Raw genomic sequence first — 20,031 nt, 5'->3', positions numbered from 1 at the left:
CTCGCTATCATGCTGATCGATCAAAAAATACCCTTGGGCCAGCACATCGCGGCCTTCGTTGAATGGCTGACCCAACACGGCGCCAATTACTTCGATGCCTTCGCCGCGGCGCTGGAATGGATGATTCACGGGGTGACCGGGGCACTGACCTGGTTCAACCCGTTCGTCCTCATCGGGCTGATCGCACTGGGCGCACACCTGATCCAGCGAAAGTGGGCGCTGACCGCCTTTTGCGTGACGTCGTTCCTGCTGATCCTCAACCTGGGTTACTGGCAGGAAACCATGGAGACCCTGGCCCAGGTGCTGTTCGCCACCCTGGTCTGCGTGGCCATCGGCGTGCCGCTGGGCATCGTCGCCGCGCACAAGCCGATGTTCTATACCGCCATGCGCCCGGTCCTCGACCTGATGCAGACGGTCCCCACCTTCGTTTACCTGATCCCGACCCTGACCCTGTTCGGTCTGGGTGTGGTTCCCGGGCTGATTTCGACGGTGGTGTTCGCCATCGCCGCGCCGATCCGCCTGACCTACCTGGGTATCCGCGACGTACCCCAGGAACTGCTCGACGCCGGCAAGGCCTTTGGCTGCTCGCGCCGACAACTGCTGTCCCGTATTGAACTGCCCCATGCGATGCCAAGCATCGCGGCCGGTATCACCCAGTGCATCATGCTGTCGCTGTCGATGGTGGTGATTGCCGCGCTGGTGGGGGCCGATGGCCTGGGCAAACCCGTGGTCAACGCACTGAACACTGCCGATATCGCCCTGGGCTTCGAAGCGGGCCTGGCGATCGTCCTGCTGGCAATCATGCTCGACCGTATCTGCAAACAACCCGATGTACAGGTAAGGGGTGAGGCATGAGCATCATTCGCTTTGAAGACGTAGACGTCATCTTCTCCAATCGACCGCGTGAGGCACTCAGCCTGCTAGACCAAGGCCTTACGCGGGAGCAAATCCTCAAGAAGACCGGGCTGGTGGTGGGCGTGGAAAAAGCCAACCTGGACATCAATAAAGGCGAAATCTGCGTGCTGATGGGCCTGTCCGGCTCGGGCAAATCCAGCCTGCTGCGCTGCATCAACGGCCTCAACACCGTCAGCCGCGGCAAGCTGTACGTCGAGCATGAAGGCTCGCACATCGACATCGCCCACTGCACCCCGGCGGAACTGAAGATGATGCGCACCCAGCGCATCGCCATGGTGTTCCAGAAGTTCGCCCTGATGCCCTGGCTGACGGTGCGCGAGAACATCAGCTTCGGCCTCGAAATGCAGGGCCGCCCGGAGAAAGAGCGGCGCAAGCTGGTGGACGAGAAGCTGGAGCTGGTGGGCCTGACCCAGTGGCGCAACAAGAAGCCCGACGAACTCTCCGGCGGCATGCAGCAGCGCGTCGGCCTCGCCCGCGCCCTGGCCATGGATGCCGACATCCTGCTGATGGACGAACCGTTCTCCGCCCTTGATCCGCTGATCCGCCAAGGCCTGCAGGACGAGTTGCTGGAACTGCAACACAAGCTGAACAAGACCATCGTTTTCGTCAGCCACGACCTGGACGAAGCGCTGAAGCTCGGTACCCGTATCGCCATCATGAAAGACGGCAAGATCATCCAGTACAGCAAGCCGGAAGAGATCGTCCTCAACCCGGCGGACGACTACGTGCGCACCTTCGTGGCTCATACCAATCCGCTCAACGTCCTCTGCGGTCGCAGCCTGATGCGCACGCTGGACCAGTGCAAACGCATCAATGGCTCGGTGTGCCTGGACCCGAGCGGCGATTCCTGGCTCGACCTGGCCGAAGGCAACACCATCAAGGGTGCCCGCCAGGGCGTGAACGGCCTCGACCTGCAGAACTGGGCGCCGGGCGAAGCCGTGGAAGGCCTCGGCCGCAAACCGACGCTGGTCAACGTCAACATCGGCATGCGCGAAGCGCTGCAGATCCGTTACCAGACCGGCAACAAGCTGGTGCTGCAAGAGGACAACCGCGTGGTGGGGATTCTCGGCGACAGCGAGCTGTATCACGCGCTGCTGGGCAAAAACCACGGCTGATCCGCAGAGCCTCATCGCTGCGCTTCGGGGCGCCGAACCGCAGCGATGAGGCCCTGAAACAACATCCCGCGGAGATTCCCGCCTATTCTTATCGCGTGCCACTCTTCAGGACGTCCTGCACGCAATGAAACTCTCCACCTTCCGCTCCCTCGATCTGCGCAGCCTGATTCTGCTCCTCGCCCTGTTTTCGGCGCTGGCCACCCTGGCCAACAGCCTGGTGGTCGCCTACGGTGTGCAGCGCGACGCGCTGATCCAGTCGACCCTTGAAGCCAACCGCGCCTACGCGGCCAAGGTGGCCTCCAGCATCGACGGCTTTCTGAAATCAGCCCAGTCGCACCTGGACTACAGCGGCCACCTGCTGGTCCGCGACTTCGACAACCCCCTGCTGCTGCGCGCCGAAACCCTGCGGCTGCAGGCTCAGGATGAAGACTTCGATGCCGTGGTCATCACCGATGACACCGGCAGGGTGCTGCAGGTCTACCCCGAAGACCGGAAGATCATCGGCAGCCTGCTGCGCTCCGAAGAAATGCAGCAAGCGGTCAAGGAACGTCGCCCGTTGATCAGCCACGCCTACGAGTCGGCCGGCGGCAAACTGATGGTGTTCATCTCAAGGCCTCTGATCGACCCCGGCGGCAAGTTCCTCGGCGTACTTGGCGGCGCGGTCTACATTCACACCAGCAACGTACTGAGCGGCCTGATCTCCAGCCACTTCCACCACGACGGCACCTTCGCCTTCGTCGTCGACGAAAACCGGCGCCTGCTGCACCACCCCGACGACCCGCGCATCGGCGAAATCCTGGGCGCCAGCAAGACCGTCGATGCCGCGCTACGCGGCGAAAGCGGCAGCATGCAGATGAAAAACTACAAAGGCATCCCGATGCTCGCCGGCTACGCGCCCGTGGCCAGCGCCAACTGGGCCGTGGTCGCCCAACAACCCAGTGAGCAAGCGCTGGCCACCCTGGGTCAACTGATGAAGAACATGATCATCGACCTGCTCCCGGCCAGCCTCGTGGGAATGGCGCTGCTCTGGGGCGGCGCCCTGCTGATCACTCGGCCACTGCAGCAACTGGCGGTCAGCGCCACACAACTGTCCCAGCCACAGACCACCGAGCAGTTGCGCAAGATCGATGCCTGGTACAAGGAACCGGCGGCCATTCGCCAGGCGCTGATCACCAGCGTGCAACTGATCCAGCAGAAAATCGGCCGGCTGCGCGAACAAGCCCAGAGCGACCCGATGACCGGCCTCGCCAACCGCCGCGCGATGGATGCCACGCTGGCCCTGTTCGACCAGTCGCAACAACCCTATTCGGCGCTTGAGCTGGATATCGACTTCTTCAAGCGGGTCAACGACACCTACGGCCACGATGCCGGCGACGTCGCGCTCAAGCAGGTGGCCACGATCATCGCCCGGCATTCCCGCAGCGGGGACCTGGCGTGCCGCGCGGGCGGCGAAGAGTTCGTCCTGCTGCTGCCAGACACCGACCTCAGCGCGGCCTGCGCCATTGCCGAGCGGATCCGCGCCAGCATCGAGACCACCGCCGTGACCGGGGTTGGTCACATCACCCTGTCCATCGGCGTCGGCTGCCGCGGACCGCACGCGAACAGCGCCGCCGAAGTGCTCAAGCAAGCGGACGAGAACCTCTATCGGGCCAAGCAGGGCGGGCGTAATCGGGTGGTGGGGTAGCGGCGTCCCACAGGCTCCGCCGCCATAAATGAAAAAAAGGGCCTCACCGTCACCGGCAAGGCCCTTTCTTCATTTCAGCGATCGGCGATCAGCTATACACCCGCCCCAGCAACTGGCGGTGGCTGTCGAACTGATCCAGCACGTCACGGGTGATCTGGTCGGGCGTGAAGCCCATCAGGTCATATTCCTGACTGCCGTTGTGCAGGTAGACCTCGGCGCGGTAGAAGCGCTGGCGCACTTCGCTTTCGCCTTCCGCCGGCGCCTCGTTCGGCGCGGCCAGGTAACCGTCCAGGCTCACTTCGTAGACGAAGGGGTTGCCCTCTTCCATGGTCACGCGCAGGCCCAGGGACGAACGCGACTGACCGACGCGGGTTTCCACCGTCAGACCCATGCTGCGCAGTTGCTCGGCGGCGTCTTTCAGCGCCGGGCTGACGTGCTTGTCCATGAAGCGCTGGACCATCGCCTGGGTCGGTTGCAGGTCGAGCTGGCTCAGCCGCTCGCTGAAACCACGACGACCGCGCGCGGCCAGTTCGGCCTGTTCCTGCTCGACCTGGCTGTCCTGTTTCATCGCCTTGTACAGGCCGAACATGAACACCACCAGCACCACCGAGAACGGCAGGCCGGCCAGCACCACCATGGTCTGCATCGCCTCGAAGTTGCCGGCGAAGAGCAGGCCGACGGTGACGATGGTGATGATCGCGGACCAGAGGATACGCAGCCAGTGCGGCGCGTCTTCGTCGACGCTGCCGCCTTTGCACGACAGGTTGGCCATCATCACCGCGCCGGAGTCGGCGGGGGTCAGGAACAGCACGAAACCGACGAACACCGCGACGCCGACGACAATCTTCGCCGCCGGGAAGTGCTCCAGCAGTTGATAGATCGACATCGACGGCTGCTCCAGCGCCGTTCGTCCCAGCTCCACCGCGCCGTGGTTCATCACCAGGTCCAGCGCGGTGTTACCGAAGATCGACAGCCACGCCAGGGTGAAGCCCAACGGGATCAGCAGCACACCGGCTACCAGTTCGCGCACGGTGCGACCGCGGGAGATCCGGGCGATGAACATGCCGACGAACGGGCCCCAGGAAATCCACCAGGCCCAATAGAACACGGTCCACAGGCCCAGCCAGCGTTCCGACTTGGCCGCATCGCCTTCATAGACGTAGAGGTCGAAGGTCTTGAGGATCGCGCCGTTGAGGTAGTCACCGATGTTCTGCACGAAGCTATTAAGCAGGTGCAGGGTCGGGCCGTTGAGCAGGACGAACAGCAGCAGGCCGCTGAACAGAATGATGTTCAGGTTGGACAGGCGGCGGATGCCGTTTTCCACACCCGACACCGCGGCGATGGTCGCCACCGTGCTCATGACCAGGATCACGATCAGCAGGTTGGTGTTGCTGTGCTCCATGCCGAACAGGTATTCCAGGCCCGACGACACCTGCATCGAACCGATGCCCAGGTTGGTCACCAGGCCCAGCAGGGTCACGAACATGCCGAAGATGTCCACGGTATGCCCGGCGGCACCCTTGACCCAACGCTCGCCGACCAGCGGGTACAGCGCCGAGCGCAGCGCCAGCGGCTGATTGTGACGGTAGGCGAAGTAAGCCACGGCCAGACCGACCAACGCGTAGATCGCCCAGCCGTGCAGGCCCCAGTGCAGGAAGGTCAGTTGCAGGCCAGCGCGGGCCGACTGCAGGCTGGCCGAAGCACCTTCGGGCGGATTGTAGTAGTGATCCAGCGGCTCGGAAGCACCGAAGTACAACAGCGAGATGCCGATGCCGGAGGAAAACAGCATGCCGGCCCAGGCGCCGTAGCTGAAGTCCGGCTTGTCATCCTTGCCGCCGAGCTTGAGCTTGCCGTAGGACGAAAAGGCGATGGCGATGACGAACACCAGGTAGCCACCGATCACCAGCATGTAATACCAACCGAAGCTGCGCGACAGCCAGGCCTGAGCCTGACCGAGCACATGGCCTGCGGTTTCCGGAACTGCGATCAGCAAGGCAGTCAACAACAGGATCAGCAGGGTGGAGGTGAAAAACACCACGCTGTTGACCCGGACCCTCTCGACGGGGGTCTTTATCAGGGAGGCAGAACTCATTGCACGGATGCTCCAGGCGGTGCGTGAGAAAAAGTGAAACGACCCGTTCACCCGCGCAATTGGTGCAATAGCCCTATTGCGTCAGGTGTTATAAAAGCACCTTGAAAAACCGTGGTCCCAAATCGAATGCGTTGAAAAACAGGCTGAAAACCCCGGCTCGAGGGTTGCGCCGCGCGGCCACTGGCCGGACGGCAACGCTGTTCAACGGTGCGTCTATGCGCGTGAAACACCATGTTTTACGGGGCTCCACGGCTTTCCGGGGTGCCAATTCGTGCCTTCTGACGGGCTCAAAATCCTGTCAATGGCACAAATTGTCGCAGAGCTTATTCTTTGTTGATTGAACGTTCAATCAAAACAAAATAGACTGGCCTTCGCCGAGTCAGCCGCTTGTCGTCTGCTCGCAGGCCTGAGGAGATTTGCCAGATGCCCAAGGTCGGTATGCAACCCATTCGCCGCCAGCAGTTGATCGAAGCCACACTCACGGCTATCGACCAGGTCGGCATGGGTGATGCCAGCATTGCGCTGATCGCCCGTTTGGCCGGTGTGTCGAATGGCATCATCAGTCACTACTTTCAGGATAAGAACGGCCTGATCGCAGCGACCATGCAATATTTGATGACGGTGTTGAGCGAGGGCGTCGCCGCCCGCCGCCAGGCACTCACGGACGACAGCCCGCGTGCCCACCTGCAGGTGATCATCGAAGGCAACTTCGACGCCAGCCAGGTCAATGGCCCGGCAATGAAAACCTGGTTGGCGTTCTGGGCCACCAGCATGCACCAGCCGTCCTTGCACAGGTTGCAGCGGATCAACGATCACCGCCTGTATTCCAACCTGTGCAGCCAGTTCCGCCGAGTATTGCCGCTGCCCGAAGCACGCAGCGCAGCCCGCGGCCTGGCAGCGTTGATCGACGGTCTGTGGCTGCGCGGTGCGCTGTCCGGAGACGCCTTCGACACCACCCAGGCGCAACAAATCGCTTACGAATACATGGATCTACAACTGGCGAAACAGACGAGCCCGGACGTACAGAACCAGGCCTCTGAAACCCCGCGCAGCAAGACCCGAAAGAAATCGGGAGTCGCCGCCGGATAGCCAAAACACATTGCACTTGCGAGGACACTATGGCCCGTTTCGAAACGCAAAAACTCTACATTGATGGTGGTTATGTCGACGCTGGCAGCGATGCCACTTTCGAAGCCATCAACCCGGCCAACGGCGAAGTCCTCGCCCATGTGCAACGTGCTACCGAGGCTGACGTCGAGCGCGCCGTCGAAAGCGCCGAGCGTGGCCAGAAAGTCTGGGCGGCGATGACCGCCATGCAGCGTTCGCGCATCCTGCGCCGCGCCGTCGACATCCTGCGCGAGCGCAACGACGAGCTGGCCGCCCTGGAAACCCTGGACACCGGCAAGTCCTACTCGGAAACCCGCTACGTCGACATCGTCACCGGCGCCGACGTGCTGGAATACTACGCAGGCCTGGTCCCGGCCATCGAAGGCGAGCAGATCCCGCTGCGCGAATCGTCGTTCGTCTACACCCGTCGCGAGCCGCTGGGCGTCACCGTCGGTATCGGCGCGTGGAACTACCCGATCCAGATCGCCCTGTGGAAATCCGCCCCGGCCCTGGCCGCCGGCAACGCGATGATCTTCAAGCCAAGCGAAGTCACCTCGCTGACCACTCTGAAACTGGCCGAGATCTACACCGAAGCCGGCCTGCCGGACGGTGTGTTCAACGTCCTGACCGGCAGCGGCCGCGAAGTCGGCACCTGGCTGACCGAGCACCCGCGCATCGAGAAAGTCTCCTTCACCGGCGGCACCGTCACCGGCAAGAAAGTCATGGCCAGCGCCTCCAGCTCCTCGCTGAAGGAAGTGACCATGGAACTGGGCGGCAAATCGCCACTGATCATTTGCGACGACGCCGACCTGGACAAGGCCGCCGACATCGCCATGATGGCCAACTTCTACAGCTCCGGTCAGGTCTGCACCAACGGCACCCGTGTGTTCGTTCCGGCGTCGTTGAAGGCCGCTTTCGAAGCGAAAATCGTTGAACGTGTCGCCCGCATCCGCGTCGGCAACCCGGAAGACGAGAACACCAACTTCGGTCCGCTGGTCAGCTTCGCGCACCTGGAAAACGTCCTCGGCTACATCGCCAAGGGCAAGGAAGAAGGTGCCCGCGTCCTGTGTGGCGGCGAGCGCCTGACCGACGGCGAATTCGCCAAGGGCGCCTTCGTCGCGCCGACCGTGTTCACCGACTGCTGTGACGACATGACCATCGTCAAGGAAGAAATCTTCGGCCCGGTCATGAGCATCCTCAGCTACGAAACCGAAGAAGAAGTGATCCGTCGCGCCAACGACACCGAATACGGCCTGGCCGCTGGCGTCTGCACCAACGACATCAGCCGCGCCCACCGCATCATCCACAAGCTCGAAGCCGGCATCTGCTGGATCAACGCCTGGGGCGAGTCGCCGGCGGAAATGCCGGTCGGTGGCTACAAGCAATCCGGCGTCGGCCGCGAAAACGGCGTCAGCTCGCTGGCCCAGTACACCCGCATCAAGTCGGTACAGGTCGAGCTGGGTTCCTACACCTCGGTGTTCTAAGCGCCCTTTTGTAGCCGCGCCCGGTCCTTGCTGGCCGGGCGCCTCCCACTCTCCCCGCCTCCTGCCCAATGAGGGAACTGAACATGTCCCATATTTTCGACTACATCATCGTCGGTGCCGGCTCGGCCGGTAACACCCTGGCGACCCGCCTGACCGAAGACGAAGGCGTCACCGTCCTGCTGCTGGAAGCCGGCGGCCCGGACTACCGCGCCGACTTCCGCACCCAGATGCCGGCCGCACTGGCCTTCCCGCTACAAGGCCGCCGCTACAACTGGGCCTACGAGACCGATCCCGAGCCGCACATGGACGGCCGCCGCATGGAATGTGGTCGCGGCAAGGGCCTGGGCGGTTCTTCGCTGATCAACGGCATGTGCTACATCCGCGGCAACGCTCTGGACTTCGACGGCTGGGCCAAGCTGCCCGGCCTTGAAGACTGGACCTACCTGGATTGCCTGCCGTATTTCCGCAAAGCGGAAACCCGCGACATCGGCCCGAACGACTACCACGGCGGCGACGGCCCGGTCAGCGTGGCCACGCCGAAAGCCGGCAACAACCCGCTGTTCCACGCCATGGTCGAAGCCGGCGTGCAAGCCGGTTACCCGCGCACCGAAGACCTCAACGGCTACCAGCAGGAAGGCTTCGGTCCGATGGACCGCAGCGTGACCAAGAACGGCCGTCGCTCCAGCACCGCCCGCGGTTACCTGGACACCGCCAAGAAGCGCTCGACCCTGACCATCGTCACCCACGCCCTGAGCGACCGCGTGCTGTTCGAAGGCAAGCGCGCCGTTGGCGTGACCTACCTGGTCGGCGCCAGCGAAGAGCGCGTGGAAGCCCGTGCGCGCAAGGAAGTCATCGTCTGCTCCGGCGCCATTGCCTCACCGCAACTGCTGCAACGTTCCGGCGTCGGCGCCCGCGCGCTGCTGGAAAGCTTCGATATTCCGGTGGTCCACGACCTGCCGGGCGTCGGCGAAAACCTTCAGGACCACCTGGAGCTGTACCTGCAATACGCCTGCACCCAGCCGGTGTCGCTGTACCCGTCGCTGTTGTGGTGGAACCAGCCGGCCATCGGTGCCGAGTGGCTGTTCAAAGGCACCGGTATCGGCGCCAGCAACCAGTTCGAGGCCGGTGGTTTCATTCGTACCCGCCCGGAATTCGAATGGCCGAACATCCAGTACCACTTCCTGCCGGTGGCGATTAACTACAACGGTTCCAATGGCGTGAAGGAACATGGCTTCCAGGCGCACATGGGCTCGATGCGTTCGCCGAGCCGTGGCCGTATCCAGTTGAAGTCGAAGGATCCGCGCCAGCACCCGAGCATCCTGTTCAACTACATGGCAACCGAGCAGGACTGGCAGGAATTCCGCGACGGCATCCGCCTGACCCGCGAAATCATGGCTCAGCCGGCGCTCGACGCTTACCGTGGCCGCGAAATCAGCCCGGGCGAGCACGTGCAGACCGATGAGCAACTGGACCAGTTCATCCGCGAGCACGCCGAGACCGCGTTCCACCCGTCCTGCTCTTGCAAGATGGGCGACGACGAGATGGCGGTGGTAGACGGCCAGGGCCGAGTGCACGGGATGGAAGGTCTGCGAGTGGTCGATGCGTCGATCATGCCGATCATCATCACCGGCAACCTCAACGCCACGACGATCATGATCGCCGAGAAAATCGCCGACAAGATCCGCAATCGCCAGCCATTGCCGCGCAGCACCGCCAAGTACCATGTGGCCAATGGCGCACCGGTGAAGGGCAAGCCGGCTCGCGAGTTCAAACAGGGTTGAGTGTATTTGGGCCTGCTTTAGGCGCCTAACCGTCGCGATCAGGCCAACACATGAAAGGCACCTCCCGCAGGTGCCTTTTCTACATCTGCGGAAACGCTTTACAGCCCGCCAATTCATCAGGTTAGAATCGGTTGGCACGCGACCTGCTTATCAGACAGGTCCTCTTCCCCGCGATGTCCCGGAGTAACGCCTTTGGATGCGAGCACCATCAACAGCCTGTTCTTGATCGGCGCTTTGCTGGTGGGTGCAAGTATTCTGGTCAGCTCGCTGTCGTCACGGCTGGGCATCCCTATCCTGGTCATCATCCTCGCGGTCGGCATGGTCGCGGGTGTCGATGGTGGCGGGATCATCTTCAACAACTACCCCGTCGCCTACCTCGTGGGCAACCTGGCGCTGGCCGTGATCCTGCTGGACGGCGGTCTGCGCACCCGGGTGGCAAGTTTCCGCGTGGCACTCTGGCCGGCATTGTCGCTGGCAACGGTGGGCGTGCTTATCACCACCGGCCTCACCGGCATGGCAGCGGCCTGGCTGTTCGACCTGAACCTCATGCAAGGCCTGCTGATCGGCGCCATCGTCGGCTCCACCGACGCCGCTGCGGTGTTCTCGCTGCTGGGCGGCAAGGGCCTGAACGAACGGGTCACCGCCACCCTGGAAATCGAGTCCGGCAGCAACGACCCGATGGCCGTGTTCCTCACCGTCACCCTCATCGACATGATCGCCAGCGGCCAGACCGGCCTGCACTGGAGCCTGTTGCTGCACCTGGTGCGCGAATTCGGCATCGGCGGCGTGCTCGGCCTGGGCGGCGGCTGGCTGATGCTGCAACTGGTCAACCGGATGAACCTGGCCGGCGGCCTCTACCCGATTCTGGTGATCGCCGGCGGCCTGGTGATCTTCTCCATGACCAACGCCCTGCACGGCAGCGGCTTCCTCGCCGTCTACCTGTTCGGCCTGGTGCTGGGCAACCGCCCGATCCGCAGCCGCCACGGCATCCTGCACATGCTCGACGGCATGGCCTGGCTGTCGCAGATCGGCATGTTCCTGGTCCTCGGCCTGCTGGTCACGCCCCACGACCTGCTGCCCATCGCCCTGCCGGCGCTAGCCCTGGCGCTGTGGATGATCCTGTTCGCCCGGCCGCTCTCGGTGCTGGTCGGCCTGCTGCCGTTCAAGGCCTTCCATGGCCGCGAAAAAGCCTTTATTTCCTGGGTTGGCCTGCGCGGCGCGGTGCCGATCATTCTCGCCGTGTTCCCGCTGATGGCCGGCCTGCCCCAGGCCCAGCTGTACTTCAACCTGGCGTTCTTCATCGTGCTGGTCTCGCTGCTGGTGCAGGGCACCAGCCTGCCGTGGGTCGCGCGCCTGCTGAAAGTGACCGTACCGCCGGACCCGGCGCCAATCTCGCGTTCGGCCCTGGAAGTGCACATCACCAGCGAGTGGGAGCTGTTCGTCTACCGCCTCGGCGCGGAAAAATGGTGCATCGGCGCTGCCCTGCGCGAGCTGAAAATGCCCGAAGGCACCCGCATCGCCGCCCTGTTTCGCGGCCAGCAACTGCTCCATCCGTCGGGTAGTACGGTGCTCGAAGTCGGCGACCTGCTCTGCGTGATCGGTCACGAACACAACCTTTCGGCCCTCGGAAAACTGTTCAGCCAGGCGCCGCAACGTGGCCTCGACCTGCGCTTCTTCGGCGACTTCGTGCTCGAAGGTGACGCAGAACTGGGGGCTGTAGCCGCGTTGTACGGTCTGCAACTCGACGGCCAGGACCCGCAAATGCCGCTGGCACACTTCATCCAGCAGAAGGTCGGCGGTGCGCCGATCGTCGGTGACCAGATCGAGTGGAACAACACGACCTGGACCGTTGCGCTGATGGAAGGGAACAAGATCCAGAAAGTGGGGATCAAATTCCCGGAAGGTAGCCGACCCGGCCCCGGGTTGTTCCTCTAAACTTCAGTCTTTCCAGCCTGGTTGCACGAATTCTCTGCCTATGTCCCTGCGCACACTGTCCTGCGCGGCCCTGCTCGGGCTGTGCCTGTCTCTCTCCTTCGCCTTCGCGGCGGAGCCACCCACCACCGCCAGCGTCCAGCACAGCCTCGACAAGATCGCCGAGCGCAAACTGCCGGAGGCCGACCAGAAAGCGCTGCAACAGGTGCTCGAACAGACCCTGTCGCTTCTGGCCAGCAAGGACGACTACGACAAGCGCCTGACCGCGCTCAAGCAGCAACTGGCCGACGCGCCGAAGCAGACCGCCGAGAACCAGCGCGAACTGGCCAGGCTGCTGGCCAGCAAGTCGGTGCCGGTGGCCCAGCGCTACGCCGCGATGAGCGTGCCGCAGCTGGAACAGGTGCTCTCCGAGCGCACCACCGAGCAAGGTGAACTGCAAAAGGCGCTGTCCGAAGCCAACAGCCTGATCATCAATTCCCAGACCCGCCCCGAGCGCGCCCAGGCCGAGATCAGCAACAACCAGACCCGCAGCCAGCAGATCAACACCAGCCTCAAGCTCGGCAAGGACGGCGGCAAGGCCCTCTCCGCCGACCAGCGCAACCAACTCAATGCCGAGCTGGCTTCGCTCAATGCCCTGACCCTGCTGCGCCGCCAGGAACTGGCCGGCAACAGCCTGCTGCAAGACCTCGGCAACAGCCAGCACGACCTGCTGATCGAACGCGCCGCGCGCATGGAGCAGGAAATCCAGGACCTGCAGACGCTGATCAACGAGAAGCGCCTGGCCCAGTCGCAGCAGACCGTCACCGAACAATCGATCGAGGCGCAGAAGGCCGGCGGCAGCACGCTGCTGGCGACGGAAAGCGCCGCCAACCTGAAGCTCTCCGACTACCTGCTGCGCAGCACCGACCGCCTCAACGAGCTGACCCAGCAGAACCTCCAGGCCAAGCAGCAACTGGACAGCCTGACCCAGGCCGACCAGGCCCTCGACGAGCAGATCAGCGTGCTCAAGGGCAGCCTGCTGCTGTCGAAGATCCTCTACAAACAGAAGCAGGCGCTGCCGCACCTCAAGCTCGACCGCGACCTGGCCGACCAGATCGCCGACATCCGCCTCTACCAGTTCGAGGTCAACCAGCAGCGCGAACAGATCAGCACGCCGAGCCAGTACGTCGACAAACTGCTGGAAAACCAGCCGGCCGAACAGGTCACGCCGAACCTGCGCAAGGCCCTGCTGGAAGTCGCGATCACCCGCTCCGACCTGCTGGAACGGCTGAACCGCGAACTGAGCGCGCTGCTCAACGAATCCATCACCCTGCAACTGAACCAGAAGCAACTGCTGAGCACCGCGCAGAACCTGCGCGCCACCCTCGACGAACAGATGTTCTGGATTCCCAGCAACAAGCCGCTGGACCTGGAATGGCTGCGCAGCGTCCCCGAGCGCCTGCAAAAACAGGTGGTGAGCCTGCCGTGGGGCGCCGGAATCAACGAGCTGGCCGACGGCCTGCTGCAACGCCCGCTGCTGTTCCTGCCGTTGCTGCTGCTGATCGGCGCGCTGCTCTGGCGGCGCAAATACCTGTATCAGCAACTGAGCAAGGTCCACGGCGACGTCGGCCACTTCAAGCGCGACAGCCAGTGGCATACGCCCCAGGCCATCCTGATCAACATTCTCCTGGCGCTGCCGGTCAGCCTGTTCCTGGCGCTGTGCGGCTATGCCCTGCAGATCGACGCCCGCGGCCAGAACGCCAACCTCGGCGCCGCGCTCTGGCAGATCGCCCAGGCCTGGCTGGTGTTCTACACCGCCTATCGGGTGCTGGCCCCGGGCGGCGTCGCCGAGCTGCATTTCCGCTGGGAAAAACCGCAGGTCGAGTTCCTGCGTAGCTGGATTCGCCGCCTCGGCACCGTGGTCCTGGCCCTGGTCGGCGTGGTGGCGGTGGCCGAGCACCAGCCGTCGGCGCTGGCCGATGACGTGCTGGGCATCGGCGTCGTACTGACCTGCTACGCGCTGATGGCCTGGCTGCTCAGCCGCCTGCTGCTGAGCAGCCCGACCCACCGCAACACCTCGCTGTTCCGCAAGGCCGTGGGCGTGGCGTTCACCGCACTGCCGATCGCGCTGTTCGTCGCCGTGTGCTTCGGCTACTACTACACCGCGCTGAAACTCACCGACCGGCTGATCGACACCCTGTACCTGCTGATGTTCTGGCTGGTGATCGAAGCCGCCTTCGTCCGCGGTCTCGCCGTGGCGGCGCGGCGCCTGGCCTACCAACGGGCGCTGAGCAAGCGCCAGGCGGTCAAGGAAGGCCTGGACGGCGAAGTGGTGGTGGAAGAGCCGACCCTGGACATCGAACAGGTCAACCAGCAGTCCCTGCGCCTGATCCGCCTGGCCCTGCTCGGTGGCTTCCTCGCCGCGCTGTACTGGGTCTGGGCCGACCTGATCAGCGTGTTCGCGTACCTCGACAACATCACCCTGTACGAATACACCAGCGGCACCGGCGCGAGCATGAGCATGGTGCCGATCAGCCTCGGCGACCTGATCGGCGCCCTGGTGATCATCGGCATCACCATCGCCCTGGCCGGCAACCTGCCGGGGCTGCTGGAAGTGCTGGTGCTGTCACGCCTGAACCTGGCGCAAGGCAGCGCCTACGCCACCACCACCCTGCTCTCCTACGTGATTGCCGGGGTTGGTTTCGTCTCGACCCTGTCGGCCCTCGGCGTGAGCTGGGACAAACTGCAATGGCTGGTGGCCGCGCTGTCGGTGGGCCTGGGCTTCGGCATGCAGGAGATCTTCGCCAACTTCATCTCCGGCATCATGATCCTGTTCGAGCGCCCGGTACGGATCGGCGACACCATCACCATCGGCAACCTGTCGGGCACGGTGAGCAAGATCCGCATCCGCGCCACCACCATCACCGACTTCGACCGCAAGGACATCATCGTCCCGAACAAGACCTTCATCACCGGCCAGTTGATCAACTGGTCGCTGACCGACACGGTCACCCGGGTAACCCTCAAGCTCGGCGTCGACTACGGTTCGGACCTGGACCTGGTGCGCACCCTGCTGTTGCAGGCGGCCAATGAAAACCCGCGGGTGCTCAAGGAGCCGGCGCCGATCGTCTACTTCCTCAACTTCGGCGAAAGCACCCTGGACCACGAACTGCGCATGCACGTGCGTGACCTCGGCGACCGCAACCCGGTGCTGGACGAGATCAACCGCTACATCAACAAGGAGTTCAAGCGGCAGCACATCAACATCTCGTTCCGCCAGATGGAGATCTACCTGAAGAACACCCAAGGCCAGGAGTACAAGCTGGTCCCGACCGAAGCCAAGGAGAAAACCATCCTGCCGCCACCGGAAAACCACGACGGCGCGGCGGACAACAAGCCCGCCTGACTGGACGCCAACGGCCATACCCTTGCAGAATGCTCAGGTTTTCCCAAGGAGATGGCCGTTGAAAGCCCTCGACGAACTGACCTTCGACAATCGCTTCGCCCGCCTGGGTGATGCGTTCTCTACCTCGGTGCTGCCCGAGCCGCTGGACGACCCGCAATTGGTGGTCGTCAGCGAGGCCGCCATGGCCCTGCTCGACCTCGAACCCACCGAGGCCCATTCCCCCGTCTTCGCCGAAATATTCAGCGGCCACAAGCTGTGGTCCGAAGCCGAGCCGCGGGCGATGGTGTATTCCGGCCACCAGTTCGGCTCCTATAACCCGCGCCTGGGTGACGGGCGCGGGCTGTTGCTCGGTGAAGTGCGCAACGACGCCGGCGACACCTGGGACCTGCACCTCAAAGGCGCCGGCCAGACGCCCTGGTCGCGTATGGGCGACGGCCGCGCGGTGCTGCGCTCCTCCATCCGCGAGTTCCTCGCCTCCGAAGCGCTGTTCGCGCTGGGCATTCCCAGCAGCCGGGCCTTGTGCGTGATCGGTTCGAGCACCCCGGTGTGGCGCGAAACCAAGGAAAGCGCGGCCATGCTGCTGCGCATGGCGCCAAGCCATATCCGCTTCGGCCACTTCGAATACTTCTACTACACCCGCCAGCCAGAGCAGCAGCGCATCCTCGCCGAGCACGTGCTGAACCTGCACTTCCCGGAATGCCGCGACGCCGACGAGCCTTACCTGGCGATGTTCCGCACCATCGTCGAGCGCAACGCGGAACTGACCGCCAAGTGGCAGGCCTACGGCTTCTGCCATGGCGTGATGAACACCGACAACATGTCGATCCTCGGCATCACCTTCGACTTCGGTCCGTTCGCCTTCCTCGATGATTTCGACGCCGGCTTCATCTGCAACCACTCCGACGACCAGGGCCGCTACAGCTACAGCAACCAGGTGCCGGTCGCCCACTGGAACCTCAGCGCGCTGGCCCAGGCGCTGACGCCGTTCATCAGCGTCGAGGCGCTGCAGGAAAGCCTTGGGCTGTTCCTGCCGCTGTACGAAGCGCACTACCTCGACCTGATGCGCCGCCGCCTCGGCCTGACCACCGCCGAGGATGACGACAAGGTGCTGATCCAGCGCCTGCTGAGCCTGATGCAGCCCGGCGCGGTGGATTACACGCTGTTCTTCCGCAAGCTGGGTGACCAGCCGGTGGAACAGGCGCTGAACGTGGTGCGGGATGATTTCATTGATTTGGCGGGCTTTGATGGCTGGTCGGCGGATTACCTGGCCCGCGTGGCGCGGGAACCCGATAACGCCAGCGGGCGTCGCGAGCGCATGCATGCCGTGAACCCGCTGTACATCCTGCGCAACTACCTGGCGCAGCGCGCCATCGAAGCGGCGCAGGGCGGGGATTTCTCGGAAGTGCGGCGGCTGCATGAAGTGCTGACCCGGCCGTTCGAGGAACAACCGGGGATGGAAGCCTATGCCGAGCGGCCGCCGGAGTGGGGCAAGCATCTGGAGATCAGTTGTTCTTCCTGAGCTAGCGCCGACCGCACATCGCGACGGTTCGGCGCCCCGGCAAGCTCGCCCCTACAAACCTGCGCACCTGCGCCATCCGCAAATCGCGAGCAAGCTCGCTCCTACAGGTCACACCAGCTCAGAATCCTGTAGGAGCGAGCTCGCTCGCGATCGAGCTTCAGGACAAAAAAGCTCTCAAGCGTTCTCCTCAAGCAACGAATGCAACTCAACAAACTGCTGAGTCAGCTTATGCCGCGGCTCAAGGTGAATCAGCGGCAGATTGGCCTCATGTGACTCACGCATCTTCACCGAGCTGTTGAGGTACACCGGCAACACCGGCAAGCCCTCGGCCAGCAGCTCATCAAGCATCTGCTGCGGCAGGCTCGCACGGGGCTGGAACTGGTTGACCACGATCCCCTCGACCTGCAGGTCTTCGTTGTGGTCTTCCTTCAGCTCTTCGATTTCCGCCAGCAGCCCATACAGCGCCTGACGCGAGAAGCTGTCGCAGTCGAAGGGAATCAACACGCGATCAGCAGCAATCAGCGCGGACACCGCGTAGAAGTTCAGCGCAGGCGGGGTATCCAGGTAGATCCGGTCGTAATCCTCGGCCAGCTCATCGAGCAACTTACGCAGCTTGTTGATCTTGTGCTTGGCCTCAAGCTTGGGCTGCAAGTCGGCCAGCTCCGCGGTAGCGGTAACCACGTGCAGGTTGTCGAACGGCGTTTCGTAGATATCGACCTTGTTCTTCTTGGCAAACGGCCCGGAAGACAGGGTCTGCTTGAAGAAGTCGGCAATCCCCATGGGAATGTCCTCGCCGGTGAGGCCGGTGAGGTACTGGGTGGAGTTGGCCTGGGCATCCAGGTCGATCAGCAGGGTCCGATAGCCTTCATTGGCACTCACCGCCGCGAGATTGCAGGCGATGCTGGACTTGCCCACGCCACCTTTCTGATTGAACACCACGCGCCGCATGGAAAGACCTCCGTGTATCAGGGAATGTCCGAGTATGTGATTCCGCCACCGACTTGACCAGCGCTGTGACGCTCAAGAATCGGGGTAGCCGACCGACAACCCGATACCACCGCCTGTCGGGAAAGCCCCGCGCCCGGGAATACCACGGGCAAGCTTGGGTCTGACGGTCCCAGTCAAGCCATTTTATTTGACAGTTTGTTTGCTACGAGCCCACTGCACCCGGATAATGCGCGGCACTCGGCGATAGTGTCGCCCCTGCTGGCCGTTGCCCCGAGTCCCCCCTCGGCAAGGAAGTCCCTCAGGGCGAGAATCAACACCGTGATCAATTTCAATATCAGCCAGTGGCGCGCTTGGGCGCCGGGCCTTCAAACGGTGGGCGACTGGCAGCAATGGAGCCAGGGCGCCAGCATCGCCGATGACGGCGTGCAAGCGCCGGACGTGTCGTTCCTGCCGGCCATGCAGCGCCGTCGCCTCAGCCGCCTGGCACGCATGGCGTTCGCCGTGGGCTGGCCGTTGGCCGAGGGTCTGGACGACCTGCCGCTGGTCTTCGTCTCCCGCCATGGCGAGACACCCCGCACCTTCGAAATCCTCAGCGACCTCGCCAACGGCGAACCACTGTCGCCCACCCAGTTCAGCCTGTCGGTGCACAACGCGGTGATCGGCCTGTGGTCGATCCTGCGCGGCGAACGCAGCGAGATGAGCGCCATCGCCGCAGCCGACGACGGTTTCGAGCAGGGCGTGCTGGAAGCCGCCGGGCTGCTGCACGACGGCGCGCCCGCCGTGCTGCTGATCGTGGCCGAAGAAACACCGCCCGAAGCCTATCGCCCGTGGATCACCGATGTGCCGTTCGCCTACGCCGTCGGCCTGCTGCTGACCCCGGGCGACGACTGGAGCCTGTCCCTGGCCCCGCCATCGGGCAGCGCCGGCGTCGCCGAACCTCACGCCTTGAGCTGGCTGCGCAGCCGGCTCGATGACCAGTCCGCTTTCCAACACTCGCTGAAGGGCCGCACATGGAACTGGCAACGCAAGGCCTGAGCCGTCCGAAGGACGCCTACCTCTGGCGCCTCGTCGCCACGGCCATCAGCTTCCTGCTGTTCGGCCTCGGCGGGATGTGCCTGCGCTTGCTGGTGTTTCCGCTGCTGGCCTGCCTGCCCGGTGACAGCGTCCGCCACCGGCAACGCGCGCGCCACACCATAAGCTGGCTGTTCTGGCGATTCATCCGGTTCATGGCCGCCTGCGGCGTGCTCACCTATGAAGTCAGCGGCGCGGAAAAGCTCGGCCGCCCCGGCCAGATGATCATCGCCAACCACCCGTCGCTGATCGACGTGGTGTTCCTCATCGGCCTGGTGCGCCAGGCCAACTGCGTGGTCAAGCAGAGCCTGTTCCAGAACCCGTGCACCCGCGGCCCGGTGTCCTCGGCGCAGTACATCAGCAACGACGGCAGCATGGACATGCTCGACGCCGCGGTCGGCGCCCTGCAAAGCGGCCAGACGCTGATCATCTTCCCCGAAGGCACCCGCACCGTGCCCGGCCAGGCCCCGGCCTTCCACCGTGGCGCCGCGGCCATCGCCCTGCGCGGTGCGCATTTCATTACCCCGGTCACCATCCGGGTCAACCCCAGCACCCTGACCAAGGCCGAGCCCTGGTACCGGATACCGCCGCGCCGGGTGCACTTCAGCCTGCACGTCGGCGCCGATATCACTATCCAGGATTTCGCCAGCCAAGGCCCGGCACCCCAGGCCTCGCGCAAACTCAACGACCATCTGCACCAGTACTTCATCAAGGAGCTCGCCGAAGATGAGCGATCCAACCCACCTGAACAATGACATCAAGCTGTTGATCATCGAGGCCCTCGGCCTGGAAGACATCAGCGCCGCAGACATCGGCGACGACCAGACGCTGTTCGGCGAAGGCCTCGGCCTGGATTCGGTCGACGCCCTCGAACTGGGCCTGGCCATCCAGAAGCGCTATGGCATCAAGATCGACGCCGACGCCAAGGACACCCGCAACCATTTCACCAGCGTGGCCAGCCTTGCGGCTTTCGTCACCGCCAAACAGGCAGCCTGAGA

14 protein-coding genes are annotated in these 20,031 nt (G+C 63.8%); 12 read left to right on the top strand and 2 right to left on the bottom strand.

The window, feature by feature from the left end; translation table 11 throughout:
* Positions 1-6: 6 nt before the first annotated feature.
* From choW to NTD88_RS23590, 3 genes are all read left to right on the top strand, one after another.
* Complete coding sequence (gene choW / locus NTD88_RS23600) at positions 7-855, top strand: choline ABC transporter permease subunit (RefSeq protein ID WP_410017310.1); 849 nt, start codon at positions 7-9, stop codon at positions 853-855.
* A complete protein-coding gene (choV, locus tag NTD88_RS23595) occupies positions 852-2,030 on the top strand; it encodes a choline ABC transporter ATP-binding protein (protein WP_110970383.1) in 1,179 nt (392 codons plus the stop codon). The genes choW and choV overlap by 4 nt, the downstream gene beginning before the upstream one ends.
* Before the next feature lie 124 nt (positions 2,031-2,154).
* Complete coding sequence (locus NTD88_RS23590) at positions 2,155-3,714, top strand: sensor domain-containing diguanylate cyclase (RefSeq protein ID WP_262156325.1); 1,560 nt, start codon at positions 2,155-2,157, stop codon at positions 3,712-3,714.
* An 88-nt stretch (positions 3,715-3,802) separates the two neighbouring features.
* On the opposite strand, the gene NTD88_RS23585 is transcribed toward NTD88_RS23590, so the two are convergent.
* A complete protein-coding gene (locus NTD88_RS23585; protein ID WP_262156390.1) occupies positions 3,803-5,749 on the bottom strand; it encodes a BCCT family transporter in 1,947 nt (648 codons plus the stop codon).
* 480 nt (positions 5,750-6,229) lie between these two features.
* On the opposite strand from NTD88_RS23585, the gene betI reads away from it, so the two are divergent.
* From betI to selO, 6 genes are all read left to right on the top strand, one after another.
* The gene (betI, locus tag NTD88_RS23580; RefSeq protein WP_262128892.1) at positions 6,230-6,895 is read left to right on the top strand and encodes a transcriptional regulator BetI; all 666 of its coding nucleotides are present in this window, start codon (positions 6,230-6,232) and stop codon (positions 6,893-6,895) included.
* Positions 6,896-6,924: 29 nt separating this feature from the next.
* The gene (betB, locus tag NTD88_RS23575) at positions 6,925-8,397 is read left to right on the top strand and encodes a betaine-aldehyde dehydrogenase (RefSeq protein WP_262156326.1); all 1,473 of its coding nucleotides are present in this window, start codon (positions 6,925-6,927) and stop codon (positions 8,395-8,397) included.
* Between the two features lie 83 nt (positions 8,398-8,480).
* Entirely contained in the window at positions 8,481-10,178 is a 1,698-nt protein-coding gene (betA, locus tag NTD88_RS23570) for a choline dehydrogenase (protein WP_262128890.1), read from the top strand.
* Positions 10,179-10,370: 192 nt separating this feature from the next.
* Complete coding sequence (locus NTD88_RS23565) at positions 10,371-12,113, top strand: potassium/proton antiporter (RefSeq protein WP_095156287.1); 1,743 nt, start codon at positions 10,371-10,373, stop codon at positions 12,111-12,113.
* 40 nt (positions 12,114-12,153) lie between these two features.
* The gene (gene mscK / locus NTD88_RS23560; RefSeq protein ID WP_262128888.1) at positions 12,154-15,495 is read left to right on the top strand and encodes a mechanosensitive channel MscK; all 3,342 of its coding nucleotides are present in this window, start codon (positions 12,154-12,156) and stop codon (positions 15,493-15,495) included.
* A gap of 58 nt (positions 15,496-15,553) precedes the next feature.
* Complete coding sequence (gene selO / locus NTD88_RS23555; RefSeq protein ID WP_262156327.1) at positions 15,554-17,014, top strand: protein adenylyltransferase SelO; 1,461 nt, start codon at positions 15,554-15,556, stop codon at positions 17,012-17,014.
* Positions 17,015-17,188: 174 nt separating this feature from the next.
* On the opposite strand, the gene NTD88_RS23550 is transcribed toward selO, so the two are convergent.
* On the bottom strand, positions 17,189-17,962 hold the full coding sequence (locus NTD88_RS23550) for a ParA family protein (RefSeq protein WP_175652732.1): 774 nt from the start codon (positions 17,960-17,962) through the stop codon (positions 17,189-17,191).
* A gap of 318 nt (positions 17,963-18,280) precedes the next feature.
* On the opposite strand from NTD88_RS23550, the gene NTD88_RS23545 reads away from it, so the two are divergent.
* From NTD88_RS23545 to NTD88_RS23535, 3 genes are read left to right on the top strand one after another with little or no spacing between them, the layout of a single operon-like run.
* Positions 18,281-18,997, top strand: a complete 717-nt coding sequence (locus tag NTD88_RS23545) for a beta-ketoacyl synthase chain length factor (protein WP_262156328.1) — start codon at positions 18,281-18,283, stop codon at positions 18,995-18,997.
* The gene (locus NTD88_RS23540) at positions 18,973-19,788 is read left to right on the top strand and encodes a lysophospholipid acyltransferase family protein (RefSeq protein WP_262156329.1); all 816 of its coding nucleotides are present in this window, start codon (positions 18,973-18,975) and stop codon (positions 19,786-19,788) included. Before NTD88_RS23545 ends, NTD88_RS23540 begins: the two co-directional genes overlap by 25 nt.
* On the top strand, positions 19,760-20,029 hold the full coding sequence (locus NTD88_RS23535) for a phosphopantetheine-binding protein (RefSeq protein ID WP_095156293.1): 270 nt from the start codon (positions 19,760-19,762) through the stop codon (positions 20,027-20,029). The genes NTD88_RS23540 and NTD88_RS23535 overlap by 29 nt, the downstream gene beginning before the upstream one ends.
* Positions 20,030-20,031: the final 2 nt, after the last annotated feature.

The organism is Pseudomonas sp. 20P_3.2_Bac5, from assembly GCF_025466035.1.
In the GTDB taxonomy this organism is placed as follows: domain Bacteria; phylum Pseudomonadota; class Gammaproteobacteria; order Pseudomonadales; family Pseudomonadaceae; genus Aquipseudomonas.
The sequence above is the reverse complement of the archived record's forward strand: the minus strand, read 5'-3'. Positions and strand labels throughout refer to the sequence as shown.